Source organism: Pseudomonas sp. GW821-FHT01C01 (assembly GCF_059422645.1).
In genome coordinates, this window is sequence record NZ_JBWKXF010000085.1 from 1 (window position 1) to 13,924 (window position 13,924).

17 protein-coding genes are annotated in these 13,924 nt (G+C 60.8%); 10 read left to right on the forward strand and 7 right to left on the reverse strand.

Annotation, left to right across the window (positions count from 1 at the left end; all coding sequences use genetic code 11):
* Positions 1–274: 274 nt before the first annotated feature.
* Together AC07XF_RS27935 and AC07XF_RS27940 are read right to left on the reverse strand one after the other, a co-directional pair.
* On the reverse strand, positions 275–1,681 hold the full coding sequence (locus tag AC07XF_RS27935; protein WP_495029093.1) for an FAD/NAD(P)-binding protein: 1,407 nt from the start codon (positions 1,679–1,681) through the stop codon (positions 275–277).
* Between the two features lie 14 nt (positions 1,682–1,695).
* Positions 1,696–2,259 (reverse strand): helix-turn-helix domain-containing protein, encoded by a 564-nt coding sequence (locus AC07XF_RS27940; protein ID WP_310059593.1) that lies wholly within the window; start codon positions 2,257–2,259, stop codon positions 1,696–1,698.
* Between AC07XF_RS27940 and AC07XF_RS27945 the strand changes: the two genes are divergently transcribed.
* The 7 genes from AC07XF_RS27945 to AC07XF_RS27975 all read left to right on the forward strand — a co-directional run bounded on the left by AC07XF_RS27945 (position 2,218) and on the right by AC07XF_RS27975 (position 9,589).
* Positions 2,218–3,279, forward strand: a complete 1,062-nt coding sequence (locus AC07XF_RS27945) for a DMT family transporter (protein WP_495029094.1) — start codon at positions 2,218–2,220, stop codon at positions 3,277–3,279. The genes AC07XF_RS27940 and AC07XF_RS27945 overlap by 42 nt on opposite strands.
* 246 nt (positions 3,280–3,525) lie before the next feature.
* Positions 3,526–6,444 carry a monovalent cation/H+ antiporter subunit A gene (locus AC07XF_RS27950; RefSeq protein ID WP_495029095.1) on the forward strand — a complete coding sequence of 973 codons (2,919 nt, stop codon included), beginning with the start codon at positions 3,526–3,528 and terminating at the stop codon, positions 6,442–6,444.
* Positions 6,444–6,788, forward strand: a complete 345-nt coding sequence (locus tag AC07XF_RS27955; RefSeq protein WP_160389639.1) for a Na+/H+ antiporter subunit C — start codon at positions 6,444–6,446, stop codon at positions 6,786–6,788. The genes AC07XF_RS27950 and AC07XF_RS27955 overlap by 1 nt, the downstream gene beginning before the upstream one ends.
* Complete coding sequence (locus AC07XF_RS27960; protein ID WP_495029096.1) at positions 6,785–8,470, forward strand: monovalent cation/H+ antiporter subunit D; 1,686 nt, start codon at positions 6,785–6,787, stop codon at positions 8,468–8,470. Before AC07XF_RS27955 ends, AC07XF_RS27960 begins: the two co-directional genes overlap by 4 nt.
* Entirely contained in the window at positions 8,467–8,955 is a 489-nt protein-coding gene (locus tag AC07XF_RS27965; protein WP_108230557.1) for a Na+/H+ antiporter subunit E, read from the forward strand. Before AC07XF_RS27960 ends, AC07XF_RS27965 begins: the two co-directional genes overlap by 4 nt.
* Positions 8,952–9,230, forward strand: a complete 279-nt coding sequence (locus tag AC07XF_RS27970; RefSeq protein ID WP_007986253.1) for a K+/H+ antiporter subunit F — start codon at positions 8,952–8,954, stop codon at positions 9,228–9,230. The genes AC07XF_RS27965 and AC07XF_RS27970 overlap by 4 nt, the downstream gene beginning before the upstream one ends.
* Positions 9,227–9,589, forward strand: a complete 363-nt coding sequence (locus AC07XF_RS27975; protein ID WP_007986252.1) for a Na+/H+ antiporter subunit G — start codon at positions 9,227–9,229, stop codon at positions 9,587–9,589. The genes AC07XF_RS27970 and AC07XF_RS27975 overlap by 4 nt, the downstream gene beginning before the upstream one ends.
* Before the next feature lie 154 nt (positions 9,590–9,743).
* Here the strand turns inward: AC07XF_RS27975 and AC07XF_RS27980 are convergent, their stop codons facing one another.
* The 4 genes from AC07XF_RS27980 to AC07XF_RS27995 form a co-directional block, all read right to left on the reverse strand.
* The gene (locus AC07XF_RS27980; RefSeq protein WP_495029097.1) at positions 9,744–10,181 is read right to left on the reverse strand and encodes a DUF3995 domain-containing protein; all 438 of its coding nucleotides are present in this window, start codon (positions 10,179–10,181) and stop codon (positions 9,744–9,746) included.
* 117 nt (positions 10,182–10,298) lie between these two features.
* Positions 10,299–11,312, reverse strand: a complete 1,014-nt coding sequence (locus tag AC07XF_RS27985) for an ABC transporter substrate-binding protein (protein ID WP_495029098.1) — start codon at positions 11,310–11,312, stop codon at positions 10,299–10,301.
* Positions 11,313–11,430: 118 nt separating this feature from the next.
* Positions 11,431–11,634: a hypothetical protein gene (locus AC07XF_RS27990; protein ID WP_495029099.1), complete on the reverse strand. Its 204-nt coding sequence runs from the start codon at positions 11,632–11,634 to the stop codon at positions 11,431–11,433.
* Positions 11,634–12,104 carry a hypothetical protein gene (locus tag AC07XF_RS27995; protein ID WP_495029100.1) on the reverse strand — a complete coding sequence of 157 codons (471 nt, stop codon included), beginning with the start codon at positions 12,102–12,104 and terminating at the stop codon, positions 11,634–11,636. Before AC07XF_RS27995 ends, AC07XF_RS27990 begins: the two co-directional genes overlap by 1 nt.
* A gap of 413 nt (positions 12,105–12,517) precedes the next feature.
* On the opposite strand from AC07XF_RS27995, the gene AC07XF_RS28000 reads away from it, so the two are divergent.
* From AC07XF_RS28000 to AC07XF_RS28010, 3 genes are all read left to right on the forward strand, one after another.
* A complete protein-coding gene (locus AC07XF_RS28000; protein WP_495029101.1) occupies positions 12,518–12,766 on the forward strand; it encodes a hypothetical protein in 249 nt (82 codons plus the stop codon).
* 160 nt (positions 12,767–12,926) lie between these two features.
* The gene (locus AC07XF_RS28005; RefSeq protein ID WP_007986244.1) at positions 12,927–13,157 is read left to right on the forward strand and encodes a hypothetical protein; all 231 of its coding nucleotides are present in this window, start codon (positions 12,927–12,929) and stop codon (positions 13,155–13,157) included.
* Positions 13,158–13,261: 104 nt separating this feature from the next.
* Positions 13,262–13,498 (forward strand): DUF2789 domain-containing protein, encoded by a 237-nt coding sequence (locus tag AC07XF_RS28010; RefSeq protein WP_495029102.1) that lies wholly within the window; start codon positions 13,262–13,264, stop codon positions 13,496–13,498.
* 5 nt (positions 13,499–13,503) lie between these two features.
* Here AC07XF_RS28010 and AC07XF_RS28015 read toward each other — a convergent pair whose 3' ends face one another.
* Positions 13,504–13,707: a hypothetical protein gene (locus AC07XF_RS28015; protein WP_495029103.1), complete on the reverse strand. Its 204-nt coding sequence runs from the start codon at positions 13,705–13,707 to the stop codon at positions 13,504–13,506.
* Positions 13,708–13,924: the final 217 nt, after the last annotated feature.

The following is a 13,924-nucleotide window of genomic DNA, read 5'->3' on the forward strand; positions in this document are numbered from 1 at the left end:
ATCGAGAGGAGGTCGAAGCGAAGCCGACCGGAGGCGATGCCCCCGGATGAATGCCGGAGCGAAGGAACCCCGAGCCTAAGCGAGGGGCCGTACGTAAGGGGCGAGACTTTTTGGTTCCTTTTGTGTCGTTTGACAAAAGGGACTCGCCGTAAGGGCGAAACCATAAGCCGCCGTTACCGCAGCAACGGATATGTACTCAGACCCACAACCTGATCGACGAGTCCAACAACGCCAACACACCGCGCTGACTGCGCGGTGTGTTGAATGGACGGCCTTAGCGCACCAGTCGCTCGGCCAACGCCTTGGCCTGGCTCGCCACATCGGTGACGGCGGTACTTTCCCACCACATGCCGCGCAACGGCGGGCCCATGGCAAACAGACGGCGGGCGGGCTCACCCTCGGCGTTCAGGACCGCACCATCGACCTCTGCCGCGATGCCCAAGGCCAGCGGCCCAGGCCGGACCAGGCCACGGGCGAGCAGTTGCCGGGGCAACGGCCGCGCGACCCGGCGCCAGTCGTATTCGATACCGCTGGAGTTGATCAGGGCAGCACCACTGACCACACAGGTGTGTGTCTCGCCGCGCCGTCGAAGGCGAATACTCACCTCGCCATTCAGCAAAGGCTCAAGCCCCTTGAACGAGGCCGCGTGAATACGCAACCGCCCTTCTTTATATAAGCGCTCCACCAGTTCGGCACTCAAGGGTGGCGAGCGGTGGTGATGGCTTTCCCACCACGGCCGCACATGCCGCACGAACTGCCGACGTTGCACGTCCGTCGCCTGATGCCACAAGCGGCCGATGTGTGCCCGCACCGTGTCCAGTGGCGCCTGCCAGTCAATACCCTGGGCGATGGCGTCCCGGCAGTGCCGACGCAGTTCGCGCAGCAATTGGCGAGGCGTGCGAATGCTCTGGTCCTGCTCGAGAAAATCCACCCAGGCCGGTGGCTGGCGACGCACATGGGGCAGCAGGCCATGACGGGAAAACACTTCAATCGGACCACGATGCCCGGCCTGATCCAGGGACACCACGGCGTCGACCATGGTCAGGCCCGAGCCGATGATCATGACCGTCGATTGCGGATCGAGTTGGCGCATGGCCGCCACATCCCACGGATCGAGGGCCGCAGCGTTCAAGCCACTGGACTGGGTTTGCGGTGTACGCGCGGCGGGGAACATACCGGTGGCCAGCACCGCAAACGCTCCTTGCAGGCATTGCCCATCGTTCAGAGTCAGCCGCACGTTATCCGTACCGGTTTGCAAATCCACCACTTCGGCCCGCACATGTTCGACGGTCGAACCGTTCAAGGCACCCACCGCTTGCGCTTCTGCCAGACGCTGTTGCGCGTACAGACCGAATATCCCCCGAGGCGGAAACAATTCGCTGATCGGCACATGCTGCTGGTCCGACTCCGGCCAGCCGCCGCTGGCAATGTAGTCGGTGAGCCATTGGGTCAGGTCTTCGGCGTTGTCTGGATCGACGCTCATCCGCGCCGCGTTGCCATTGAGCGTATGGCCCAGTTCCACCGCGCTATAGGCTTCGCCCCGCCCCAACTCGGCCCGGGGCTCGATCACCAGCACCCGGCGCCGGCCCGGCCGACGCATCAATTGCGCCGCCAGCATCGTGCCACTGAGGCCGCCACCGACAATCAGGATGTCGGCGTCATGGGTCAAGGCCTGGTCCATCGTGCTCTCCCTGTTCAGATCACCACATTACGCACAAACCTTGCCGCCACTGCCCCGTCGTTGCGATAACAGTGCGGCTGGTTGCTGGCGAACATGAAGAATTCACCTGCAGCGATATTCTGCGGCTGGTCGCCGAGCATAACGGTCAGGCAACCTTCGAAGACATAAATCTGCTCGCTCCAGCCATCGGCGTCCGGCTCCGACGGATACACCTCGCCCGGTTGCAGGCACCATTCCCACTGCTCGACTTCGCGGCTGGCCTGGGCCTTGGAAAGCAACACCGCTTTACTGCCAGGGATCGTGCCGGTCCAGGCCAGCTCATTGATACGACTGGGATCGCGGGCGTCGGGAGCCTGGATCAAATCACTGAAGGCGACGTCGAGGGCTTCGGCCACCCGGTCCAGGGTGGTCAGGCTGACGTTCTTTTCCCCCGCCTCGATCGCCACCAGCATTCGGCGGCTGACACCGGACTTTTCGGCCAGCGCGGTCTGGCTCATGTCGGCGGCATGACGCAAACGACGAACATTTTGACTGACATGCTGGAGGACCGAAGCCCGTTGAGTAGAATCTTTGTGCACTATATTGCTCACTGGGTGGGGTTGGGCAGTATACTGCGCAACATTCGGCGCATTGTGCGTCCCCATCCAGTAGCGTGCAAGGTCATGACGTCGGTGAATTCCCCAAAGGCTTCTTCCCGTTTTACAAGGCTCAGCAAGGCCGAGTGCGTGCTGGTGCTGATCACGATGGTCTGGGGCGGAACCTTCCTGCTGGTACAGCATGCGATGACCGTCAGCGGCCCGATGTTTTTTGTCGGCCTGCGCTTTGCCGCCGCCGCGAGCATCGTCGCCCTGTTTTCCTGGCGCCACCTGCGCGACCTGACCCTGTTCGAACTCAAGGCCGGGTCGTTTATCGGCGTGGCGATCATGCTCGGCTATGGCTTGCAGACGGTCGGGCTGCAAAGCATTCCCAGCAGCCAATCGGCATTTATTACCGCGCTGTACGTCCCTTTTGTGCCGTTGCTGCAATGGCTGGTGCTGGGGCGGCGTCCGGGGTTGATGCCCAGCATCGGCATCATGCTGGCCTTTACCGGGTTGATGTTGTTGTCCGGGCCGTCTGGTGCGTCGTTCAACTTCAGCCCCGGTGAAATCGCCACCTTGATCAGCGCCGTGGCCATTGCGGCCGAGATCATCCTGATCAGCACCTATGCCGGCCAGGTCGATGTGCGCCGGGTGACGACGGTGCAACTGGCGGTCACTTCGGTGCTGTCGTTCCTGATGGTGGTGCCGACCAACGAGGCGATACCGGACTTCTCGTGGCTGCTGCTGTGCAGCGCGTTGGGCCTCGGGGGCGCGAGTGCGGCGATTCAGGTGGCAATGAATTGGGCCCAGAAAAGCGTTTCGCCGACCCGCGCCACGCTGATCTATGCCGGCGAGCCGGTATGGGCCGGGATTGTCGGGCGCATCGCCGGGGAACGCTTGCCTGCGATTGCCCTGGTCGGGGCCGGGTTGATTGTGGCGGCGGTGATTGTCAGTGAACTGAAGACCAAGGGTAAGGCGGCTGCGGTCGAGGAAGAGCTGGAACAGGAAACACAGCGATAAACCGCTGCTTTTGCATCGCCAGATAGACCGCCTTCGCGAGCAAGCCCGCTCCCACATTGAAATGCGTTTCAAATGTGGGAGCGGGCTTGCTCGCGAAGGGGCCGGTACAGACGAAATCCCTCCCCCTTAAACAAGGTTAAACGGGCTTTTTCGGACTACCGTGTAGGATTCTGCGACAGCTTGGCGTTTGGTGATCCGGGAGCTGGCACGTATGATGCTTCACAAACTTCCGCAGATTAGAAGCCTATGTCCCTGATAGTTCTACTGCTTCTGCCTTTCATAGGCAGCTGTTTGGCGGCCGTGTTGCCGCACAATGCACGTAACGCCGAATCCCTGTTAGCTGGCCTGGTCGCCCTGATCGGTACCGTCCAGGTCGCGCTCCTGTACCCGCAGATCGCCCATGGCGGCGTCATTCGCGAAGAGTTTCTCTGGCTGCCCAGCCTGGGCCTGAACTTCGTCCTGCGCATGGATGGTTTCGCCTGGCTGTTCTCCATGCTGGTGCTGGGCATCGGCACCCTGGTTTCGCTGTACGCCCGCTACTACATGTCGCCGGACGATCCGGTGCCGCGTTTCTTCGCGTTTTTCCTGGCCTTCATGGGCGCCATGCTTGGCCTGGTGATCTCCGGCAACCTGATCCAGATCGTGTTTTTCTGGGAGCTGACCAGCCTCTTCTCATTCCTGTTGATCGGTTACTGGCACCATCGCGCCGATGCCCGGCGCGGCGCCTACATGGCGCTGATGGTGACCGGTGCGGGCGGATTGTGCCTGCTGGCGGGGGTCATGCTGCTCGGCCATGTGGTCGGCAGCTATGACCTGGACAAGGTCCTGGCCGCCGGCGAACTGATTCGCGCCCATGCCCTCTACCCGATCCTGTTGCCCCTGATCCTGATCGGCGCCTTGAGCAAAAGCGCACAATTCCCTTTCCACTTCTGGCTACCCCACGCCATGGCCGCGCCGACCCCCGTGTCGGCGTACCTGCACTCGGCGACCATGGTCAAGGCCGGGGTTTTTCTGCTCGCGCGGCTCTGGCCATCGCTCTCGGGCAGTGAAGAATGGTTCTACATCGTCAGCGGCGCCGGTGCCTGCACCCTGTTGCTCGGGGCGTATTGCGCGATGTTCCAGAACGATCTCAAGGGATTGCTGGCCTACTCGACCATCAGCCACCTCGGCCTGATCACCCTGTTGCTCGGCTTGAACAGTCCACTGGCCGCCGTCGCCGCGGTGTTCCACATTCTCAACCACGCAACATTCAAGGCCTCGTTGTTCATGGCCGCTGGCATCATCGACCACGAAAGCGGCACCCGCGATATCCGCAAACTCAGTGGCCTGTACAAGCTGATGCCGTTCACCGCGACCCTGGCCATGGTCGCCAGCGCCTCCATGGCCGGTGTGCCGCTGCTCAACGGTTTCCTCTCCAAAGAGATGTTCTTCGCCGAAACCGTGTTCATCAATGCCACGCGCTGGGTCGAACTGAGCTTGCCGATCGTGGCGACCATTGCCGGGACTTTCAGCGTGGCTTATTCCCTGCGCTTCACCGTGGATGTGTTCTTCGGGCCGCCGGCGACCGACTTGCCCCACACGCCTCACGAGCCACCACGCTGGATGCGCGCGCCGGTCGAGTTGCTGGTGTTCACTTGTCTGCTGGTGGGGATATTCCCGGCCCAGGTGGTCGGCCCGCTGCTGGCTGCCGCGGCGCAACCGGTGGTCGGCGGTACGCTGCCCGAGTACAGCCTGGCCATCTGGCACGGCCTGAACGCGCCGATGATCATGAGCCTGATCGCCCTCTCTTGCGGCACCCTGCTCTACTTGCTGCTGCGCAACCAATTCAAACGTGGACGCTTCCACTGCCCGCCGCTCATTGGTCGTTTCGACGGCAAGCGCCTGTTCGAACGTGGCCTGGTCGTGATGATGCGCCTGGCCCGTCGCCTGGAGCCCCGGATCGGCACCAGGCGCCTGCAAATGCAATTGTTCCTCGTGGTGCTTGCCGCCGTGCTGGCGGGGTTGATTCCCATGTTGCACAGCAGCCTGCACTGGGGTGATCGGCCGAAAATCCCGGGGTCGATCGTCTTCGTCACCTTGTGGTTGCTGGCCATCGCCTGCGCCCTTGGCGCGGCCTATCAAGCCAAGTATCACCGTCTCGCGGCCCTGACCATGGTCAGCGTCTGCGGCCTGATGACCTGCGTCACCTTCGTCTGGTTTTCGGCGCCGGACCTGGCCCTGACGCAACTGGCGGTCGAGGTGGTGACCACGGTGCTGATCCTGCTGGGCCTGCGCTGGCTGCCACGACGCATCGAGGACGTCTCGCCGTTGCCGGGCAGTCTGCGCCGGGCGCGGGTGCGGCGTATCCGCGACTTGCTGCTGTCGATCTCGGTCGGTGTCGGCATGGCGTTGCTGGCCTACGCCATGCTGACGCGCCAGACACCCAACGATATTTCCTCGTTCTACCTGAGTCGCGCCTTGCCCGAAGGCGGTGGCAGCAACGTGGTCAACGTGATGCTGGTGGACTTCCGTGGCTTCGACACTCTCGGTGAAATCACCGTGCTGGTGGCCGTGGCCCTGACCGTGTTCGCCCTGCTGCGCCGCTTCCGTCCGCCGAAAGAAAGCCTGCAACTGCCGGCCCAGCAACGCTTGCTCGCACCGGATGTGGTCACCGACCTGGTCAACCCGCGCCACGCCAGCGACACCGCGCTCGGCTTCATGATGGTACCGGCAGTGCTGGTGCGCCTGCTGTTGCCGGTGGCGCTGGTGGTGTCGTTCTACCTGTTCATGCGTGGGCACAATCAACCGGGCGGTGGCTTTGTCGCGGGACTGGTGATGTCGGTGGCGTTCATCCTGCAATACATGGTTGCCGGCACGCAGTGGGTCGAGGCGCAAATGAGCCTGCGGCCACTGCGCTGGATGGGTACCGGATTGCTGTTTGCCACAGCCACCGGGCTGGGCGCAATGCTGGTCGGCTATCCGTTCCTGACCACCCACACCTGGCATTTTTCGTTGCCGTTGCTGGGTGACATCCACCTCGCCAGCGCGCTGTTCTTCGACATCGGTGTGTACGGCGTGGTGGTTGGCTCGACCCTGTTGATCCTCACCGCCCTCGCCCACCAATCGGTGCGGGGTCACAAAACCGCTGCCCAGCCTAAATCCGTTGCCGTCAAAGGAGCCGTCTGATGGAAGAAGTCATCGCAATCGCCATCGGCGTACTGGCCGCGTCCGGCGTCTGGCTGATCCTGCGCCCACGGACGTTCCAGGTGGTCATGGGCCTGTGCCTGCTGTCCTACGGCGTCAACCTGTTCATCTTCAGCATGGGCAGCCTGTTCATCGGCAAGGAACCGATCATCAAGGACGGCATCCCTCAGGACCTGTTGCACTACACCGACCCCTTGCCGCAAGCGCTGGTGCTGACGGCGATCGTCATCAGCTTCGCCATGACCGCGCTGTTTCTGGTGGTGCTGCTGGCCTCCCGGGGCCTGACCGGCACCGACCATGTGGATGGCCGGGAGCCCAAGGAATGATGGCGATTTCTCACCTGATCGTCGCGCCCATTCTGCTGCCGCTGCTGACCGCCGCGATCATGCTGATGCTCGGCGAGAAACACCGGCCGCTCAAGGCAAAGATCAATCTGTTCTCCAGCCTGCTCGGGCTGGGTATCGCCGTGGCGTTGTTGCAATGGACACAAACCACCGGCGTGCCCGGCTCCATCGGAGTGTACCTGCCGAGCAACTGGCAAGTGCCGTTCGGCCTGGTGCTGGTGGTCGATCGCCTGTCGGCGCTGATGCTGGTGCTGACCGGCATCATCGGCGTCAGTGCCCTGCTGTTTGCCATGGCACGCTGGGACAGCGCCGGTTCGAGTTTTCACGCATTGTTCCAGATCCAGTTGATGGGTCTTTACGGCGCGTTCCTCACCGCTGACCTGTTCAACCTGTTCGTGTTCTTCGAGGTGCTGCTGGCCGCGTCCTACGGGTTGATGCTGCACGGCTCGGGCCGGGCACGGGTGTCGTCGGGGTTGCATTACATCTCGATCAACCTGCTGGCCTCGTCGCTGTTCCTGATTGGCGCGGCGCTGATCTATGGCGTCACCGGAACGCTGAACATGGCTGACCTGGCCGTGAAAATCCCGCTGGTGTCCGAAGCCGATCGCGGCTTGCTGCACGCCGGCGCGGGGATTCTGGCCGTCGCGTTCCTGGCCAAGGCCGGCATGTGGCCGCTGAACTTCTGGCTGGTGCCGGCCTATTCCTCGGCCAGCGCGCCGGTGGCGGCAATGTTCGCGATCATGACCAAGGTTGGCGTCTACACCTTGCTGCGCCTGTGGACGCTGCTGTTTTCCGCCCAGGCCGGGGCATCGGCGTTCTTTGGCGGTGAATGGCTGATCTATGGCGGCATGGCGACCATTGTCTGCGCAGCCATTGCGATCCTCGCCGCGCAACGCCTGGAGCGCATGGCCAGCCTGAGCATTCTGGTGTCGGCGGGCATTCTGCTGTCGAGCATCGGTTTCGCCCAGCCGAACCTGGCCGGCGCGGCGCTGTTCTATCTGTTCAGCTCGACCCTGGCGTTGAGTGCGCTGTTCCTGCTGGCCGAACTCATCGAGCGCTCGCGCTCGGCCAATGAAGTCCTGCTCGAAGATGAAGCTGAACTGTTGCCCCGGCCACTGGAATCCCTGCATCCGCCCAAAGGTATCAACCTCGACGACGATCAAAAAGCCGTGGTCGGCCAGGTGATTCCCTGGACCATGGCGTTTCTTGGCCTGAGCTTCATCGCCTGTGCCTTGTTGATCATCGGCATGCCGCCGCTGTCCGGTTTTATTGGCAAACTCGGGCTGATCGGCGCCCTGCTCAATCCAATGGGCCTGGGCAACAGCGGTGACGAACCGATTTCCAATGCCGCGTGGGGCCTGTTGGTGTTGTTGATTTTGTCTGGGCTGGCGTCGCTGATCGCGTTCTCGCGTCTGGGCATCCAGCGCTTCTGGACACCAGCGGAACGGCCATCGCCCCTGCTGCGACGCTTTGAATGCGTGCCGATCTTCGCACTGCTGGGCTTGAGTATTCTGCTGACCTTCAAGGCAGATCCGCTGTTGCGTTACACCCAGGCCGCCGCCAATGCCTTGTACAACCCGCAGCAATACGTGATGGCCGTGCTCGACACTCGCGTCGTACCAAACCCGTCGGCCAAAGCGACCCCGCTGGAGGTGCAACCATGAAGCGCCTGTTTCCGGCACCGTTGCTGTCGCTGGCCTTGTGGCTGCTGTGGTTGTTGCTGAACCTGTCGACCAGCCCCGGCAATCTGCTGCTGGGTGCGGCGCTGGGGTTCTGCGCGCCGCTGATGATGCGCAAGCTGCGTCCGCTGCCGGTACGCATCCGTCGTCCCGGGGTGATCCTGCGTCTGGTCCTGCTGGTCGGGCGTGATGTGCTGGTGTCCAACCTTGCCGTGGCCTGGGGCGTGCTCAATGCGGGTCGCCGCCCGCCCCGCTCGCAATTCATCAAGGTGCCGCTGGACTTGCGTGACGCCAATGGCCTGGCCGCGCTGTCGATGATCACCACGGTAGTGCCCGGTACGGTCTGGTCGGAGCTGGCGCTGGACCGCAGCATTTTGCTGTTGCACGTGTTCGATCTGGACGATGAGGCGCTGTTCATCCAGCACTTCAAGGCGACCTACGAACGTCCGCTGATGGAGATCTTCGAATGAGCCCATTACTGTCGAACGCGATCCTGCTGAGCCTGTTCTTCTTTTCCCTGGCGATGATCCTGACCCTGATCCGCCTGTTCAAGGGGCCGTCGGCCCAGGATCGGGTCCTGGCGCTGGACTACCTGTACATCGTCGCGATGCTGATGATGCTGGCGCTGGGTATTCGTTATGCCAGTGATACGTACTTCGAGGCGGCGCTGCTGATCGCACTGTTCGGTTTCGTCGGCTCGTTCGCCCTGGCGAAATTCCTGCTGCGTGGTGAGGTGATCGAATGAATACGCCATTGTCGTTGTGGGTGGAAATCCCGGTGGCGATCCTGCTGGTGCTCGGCAGTCTGTTTGCATTGATCGGCGCCACGGGCCTGCTGCGCATGAAGGACTACTTCCAGCGCATGCACCCACCGGCCCTGGCCTCGACGCTCGGGGCCTGGTGCGTGGCGCTGGCTTCGATCATTTACTTTTCGGCGCTCAAGTCCGCGCCGGTCTTGCATGCCTGGCTGATTCCAATCCTGCTGGCGGTTACCGTGCCGGTGACCACCTTGCTGCTGGCCCGGGCGGCGCTGTTCCGTAAACGCATGGCCGGGGATGATGTGCCGGCCGAGGTGAGCAGCCGGCGTACGGAGAGTGGCAGTTAGAAAGGGTTGTATTGACTGGACCGGCCTCTTCGCGAGCAAGCCCGCTCCCACAAGGGTGGGTGTCTAACTCAAAAGGTATGTACGACACCAGACACTGTGGGAGCGGGCTTGCTCGCGAAGAGGCCAGTACTGTCACTACAAAAACGTCGCTGTCTCAGACCCAGGCCACCGCCAGCAACCCAGCCCCCAACACCACGCACAACGGCGAGTAAACCCAGGTGTCCAGCCGGGCAAATTCCGAGCCTTTGACCTCTTTGAAAAAACCCACCAGCTCCGAATCGCCAATGGCCCGGGCAAACAGCAAAATCGCAATCGCACTGATCACCCACTGCAACGACCAGTGATGCAACGGTGGCAGCCACCAACCCACCCGCAAGCACACCAGCACGGCAATCAACAGCAGCGCCGCGGCCACCACCAGTGTGATCCAGCCCCGTGGCTTGAACGCCGGCCTCAGTTGTGCGCTGCCCTCCTGTGGCACTTGCGGCACCGCCGCCACCGCCGCCCATTCGCCACCCAACGCCCAATACACATGCACCAGACTGATCACTGCGAAGATCGTCACCAGCCATTGAGCCAACAACAAGGTCATGGTTCAGAGATCCTTGAAAGGGATATGAACTGAACATTGTAGGAGCTGCCGCAGGTTGCGATCTTTTGATTTTGCTTTTTTAAGACAAGATCAAAAGATCGCAACCTGCGGCAGTTCCTACAGAGCGGCGGAGACTTTATCCGCCACGTCCTTGGGCAACCAGGCCCGCCAAACGTCCGGATGGGCCTTCATGAACGCCTGCGCAGCCTGGCGCGGCGGCGTATGTTTCTCGCTCATCTCGGCCAGTGCTTTGTTCAGGGGAGCGATCGGAAAGTCGACCCTGGCGAAGAACTCGGCAATCTGCGGATATTGTTTCTGGAACGGTGTGGAGACACCGATGGACAGCTTGGAGGCCAGGGAACGGGTCGGCTGCGGGTTGGGATTGTCAGCGTCGGTCAAGGTCTTCCAGGCTTCGGCGTCGAACGGTGGTTCTTCGAGTTGAATCAGCTTGAAGCGGCCGAGTAACGGCGTCGGCGACCAGTAGTAAAACAGCACCGGCTTGCCACGATGAATTGACGAGCTGATCTCCGCATCCAGTGCCGCGCCCGAACCGCTGCGGAAGTTCACGTAACTGTCGTCCAGCCCATACGCCTTGAGCTTCTGCTTGTTGACCACTTCCGAAGTCCAACCGATCGGGCTATTGAGGAAGCGTCCCTTGGTCGGGGCTTCCGGGTCCTTGAACACGTCTTTATAGCGCGGCAGGTCGCTGACGCTGCGCAAGTCCGGCGCCAGCGGCTTGATACCCTTGGCCGGGTCGCCCTTGATCACATATTCCGGCACCCACCAGCCTTCGGTCGCGCCCTTGACCGTGTCGCCAAGGCTGACGACTTTGCCTTCGGCCTCCGCCTTGACCCAGACCGGGCTGCGACCGGCCCACTCTTCGCCAATGACCTGAATGTCATTGTTGGCCAGCGCGGTTTCCAGAGTGATGGTGGTGCCCGGCAAAGTGTCGGTCGGCAGCCCGTAGCCCTTCTCGACAATGATGCGCAGGACATCGGTAATCAGGCTGCCGCTTTCCCAGTTCAGGTCGGCGAAGTGGATTGTCGTTTGCGCGGCAATCACCGGGGCGGGCGTCACCATCAAGCCGAAAGTGGCCAGGACCGCAGCCAGCAACCGTCGAAATCCGTTCATGCTTTTGCACCTCGTGCTGTTCACAGCAATAGCAGGATGGCCTGGCAGTAGACCGCGAAGCCTCTGAATACTCAGTCCAATGACTGTAGTAGAGGTTCCTGCTTTCGAGGTGTGCGGATCAGTTTTCGGAAGTTTCCTGCAAACGCATCAGCTCTCGTCTGACCATGCTGGCGTATGCCGCCGGTTGCAGTTGGTAAAGCTGTGACGCCACCCAATTCAGCCAGGTTCCTTGCAGAATGGTCTTCTGCCCGAACAGCCGCCGCGCCTCGTCTTGAGCGCTGGCCTGGTTCTGTTCGTGGAAATCGGCGCGGGTCAGGGTCATCACTCGCTGGCCTTGAAGGTCACCAGTTCGCCCTTGCGCCACTTGACAGCTTTGGCGGTCACGGCTTTCAGGGTCTTGGTCAGGCCTTCCTGCAGCTGTTGATGGGCAGCAAACACCATCACCACGCTGTGACCTTCCTTGAACACGATCCCCTGGCCATCGGCCGTGGTCACGAAGGCGTAATCGCCAATTCCGTAAACCGTCAGCTTGATGTCGCGGAACTTGATGTCCAGCTTGCCGCCTTCGCGACTGGGCAGCACCGAAGCGCTGAAATGATCGCCGACCTTGAGTTTGAGTCCGGGCTTGTCGTCCACCACCAGGGCTGATTCGGTGTCGATTTCGGCAATGTAAATGCCTTCAGCGTTCTGTTCGGTGATGTAAACGAAACGTGACTGAAACTGCTTGACCAGCTTTGCGCGCAAATCACCCAGCACGAACAAAGCATGCATATCGAGATTACTTACTGCCAAGGAAACATCCCCACATCTGAAAAATGGTGCCGTGCGCGAAAAATAAACGCACAGCCAAAAAAGCGGCAATGCCGAAGGTGTCGCCAAAGAACCCGGATTGAAGTCCTGAATGAGCAGTGCACTCACTCATCACGAAGCTTGAGAAGACTACTGGAACGTCACTCGCATCGTCCTGCCTGGCGTTCGTCACAGGTTGAAGGAAAACTCCCTTCCTGCTGCCAGAAAATTATGGACTATCAACTTCGGGGAAAAATCTCTTCAAGAAAAAATCTTTTCCTACATATCGTCCGCAAAAAATTGCTTTAGATAAACATCATTCACCCACCAGTGAGGGTGATTCTAGAGCAGCGATGCTCTTGGAGACTAGCCAAAACGACGTACATACGTCGGTAAAACAATGAAAAGGACTTCATATGTGCACGTTGACACACGTTGCTTATCCCCTGGTGCCTGACACAGAAACAACGCCGATCTCACATCCGCTACGGTTCCACCCCCATGAACCGCTTCACGATGTCCCGGCCCGCCCGCGATTTCAGGTGGTAATGGCGGGGATTGCCTTCTTCCATATCAAGGACATTTCTACAGGCTGCGTCAGAGGTTTCCGAGCTGATCATAACGAAGCGTGTGCCCTCGCCCGGCTTCTTGAATCACGTTGTTGACATGCCCGGCGCTGTCATTTCCGTCGACGTTTCGTCTGCCCGCCGACTTATCTCAGCCGTCGACGGGCAACTACTGCCATACTGCCCGCCCAATAAAACGAATCCGCAAAAAATCGGGTGCGTTGACAACAACAATGTATTTCCAGGGGAAGTCTGCAACGTGACGGAATTTGATATCGGCGAATTTTTTATCCGGGGTGAAGCCAGAGAAGTCGGCGGTGAATTCCAGGCCGTGATTGTCATGCGCGCCAAACCACCGCTGAAGACCGTGACGTATCACCAGGTCGAAAAGGATCGTTGGTTCAAAACCCCGGATGTCGCCGCCATTGCGGCCCAGGAATCGGCCAGGGAACTGAAGGCGGCGGTCGATGCGGGCGCATTGAAAGCCTGATTGTCGGATTGGCGGTCTATGCTCACTGTTGCGCCTGAACATCGCGATCGAACTCCGCCCGTGCGGCCCCCTCGACCCGACTGATGACCTGCAAGGAGATGAAGATGGAATCACCGACCCACGACTTGAAAGGCCTTTTCGACCAGCTCGGCCTGGACTCCAGCCAGAACGCGATCGACGACTTCATTGCCAGCCATTCCCTGCGTGACGACAAGAAACTCATCGATGCCGAGTTCTGGTCACCGCAACAGGCAGGCTTCCTCAAAGAACAATTGCGCGAAGACGCTGACTGGGCGCGGGTGGTCGACGACCTGAACCTGCGCATGCACCAGACGCACTGATAACCTCAATGCAGGCTGCCAGGTCTTTCGGCGCTCAATTGCGCCAACCAGGCAGCCTTGCACTCCTCCGCTTCATCGCGACTGGAGAACGCCGTGCCCCGGCGCTCGCCATTGAGCAACACCACCCAGCAAACCTTGCGTCCCATGGAACGCAAATTGGCAGGTACACCGCTGCCGATCATGACCGCGACATCAACTTTGCCTTGCATGCTGCCCCCCCGAATTTCGTTAGCAACCTAATTAATAGATATGCTAATTAGTTTTCCGGCGAGGAAACAGCAAAAACCTGCACAGGTTAATTGCAGAATTCGTAACAATCGCCCGGCAACCCGTAATGCTGTTCAGTATTCACTGTAGGAGCGAGCTTGCTCGCGATGGTCGTTAACGATGCCGCGTGTTTACTGACTAAACGCGGCGCTCTTGAGT

Excerpts from the sequence above, each read along its gene's own strand:
- AC07XF_RS27935 (WP_495029093.1), bottom strand. The coding sequence starts at position 1,681 with ATGGACCAGGCCTTGACCCATGACGCCGACATCCTGATTGTCGGTGGC.
- AC07XF_RS28015 (WP_495029103.1), bottom strand. The coding sequence starts at position 13,707 with ATGCAAGGCAAAGTTGATGTCGCGGTCATGATCGGCAGCGGTGTACCT.
- AC07XF_RS27975 (WP_007986252.1), top strand. The coding sequence starts at position 9,227 with ATGAATACGCCATTGTCGTTGTGGGTGGAAATCCCGGTGGCGATCCTG.
- AC07XF_RS27955 (WP_160389639.1), top strand. The coding sequence starts at position 6,444 with ATGGAAGAAGTCATCGCAATCGCCATCGGCGTACTGGCCGCGTCCGGC.
- AC07XF_RS27965 (WP_108230557.1), top strand. The coding sequence starts at position 8,467 with ATGAAGCGCCTGTTTCCGGCACCGTTGCTGTCGCTGGCCTTGTGGCTG.
- AC07XF_RS27990 (WP_495029099.1), bottom strand. The coding sequence starts at position 11,634 with ATGACCCTGACCCGCGCCGATTTCCACGAACAGAACCAGGCCAGCGCT.
- AC07XF_RS28000 (WP_495029101.1), top strand. The coding sequence starts at position 12,518 with ATGTGCACGTTGACACACGTTGCTTATCCCCTGGTGCCTGACACAGAA.
- AC07XF_RS27950 (WP_495029095.1), top strand. The coding sequence starts at position 3,526 with ATGTCCCTGATAGTTCTACTGCTTCTGCCTTTCATAGGCAGCTGTTTG.
- AC07XF_RS27945 (WP_495029094.1), top strand. The coding sequence starts at position 2,218 with ATGCTGGAGGACCGAAGCCCGTTGAGTAGAATCTTTGTGCACTATATT.
- AC07XF_RS27960 (WP_495029096.1), top strand. The coding sequence starts at position 6,785 with ATGATGGCGATTTCTCACCTGATCGTCGCGCCCATTCTGCTGCCGCTG.
- AC07XF_RS27980 (WP_495029097.1), bottom strand. The coding sequence starts at position 10,181 with ATGACCTTGTTGTTGGCTCAATGGCTGGTGACGATCTTCGCAGTGATC.
- AC07XF_RS27970 (WP_007986253.1), top strand. The coding sequence starts at position 8,952 with ATGAGCCCATTACTGTCGAACGCGATCCTGCTGAGCCTGTTCTTCTTT.
- AC07XF_RS27985 (WP_495029098.1), bottom strand. The coding sequence starts at position 11,312 with ATGAACGGATTTCGACGGTTGCTGGCTGCGGTCCTGGCCACTTTCGGC.
- AC07XF_RS28010 (WP_495029102.1), top strand. The coding sequence starts at position 13,262 with ATGGAATCACCGACCCACGACTTGAAAGGCCTTTTCGACCAGCTCGGC.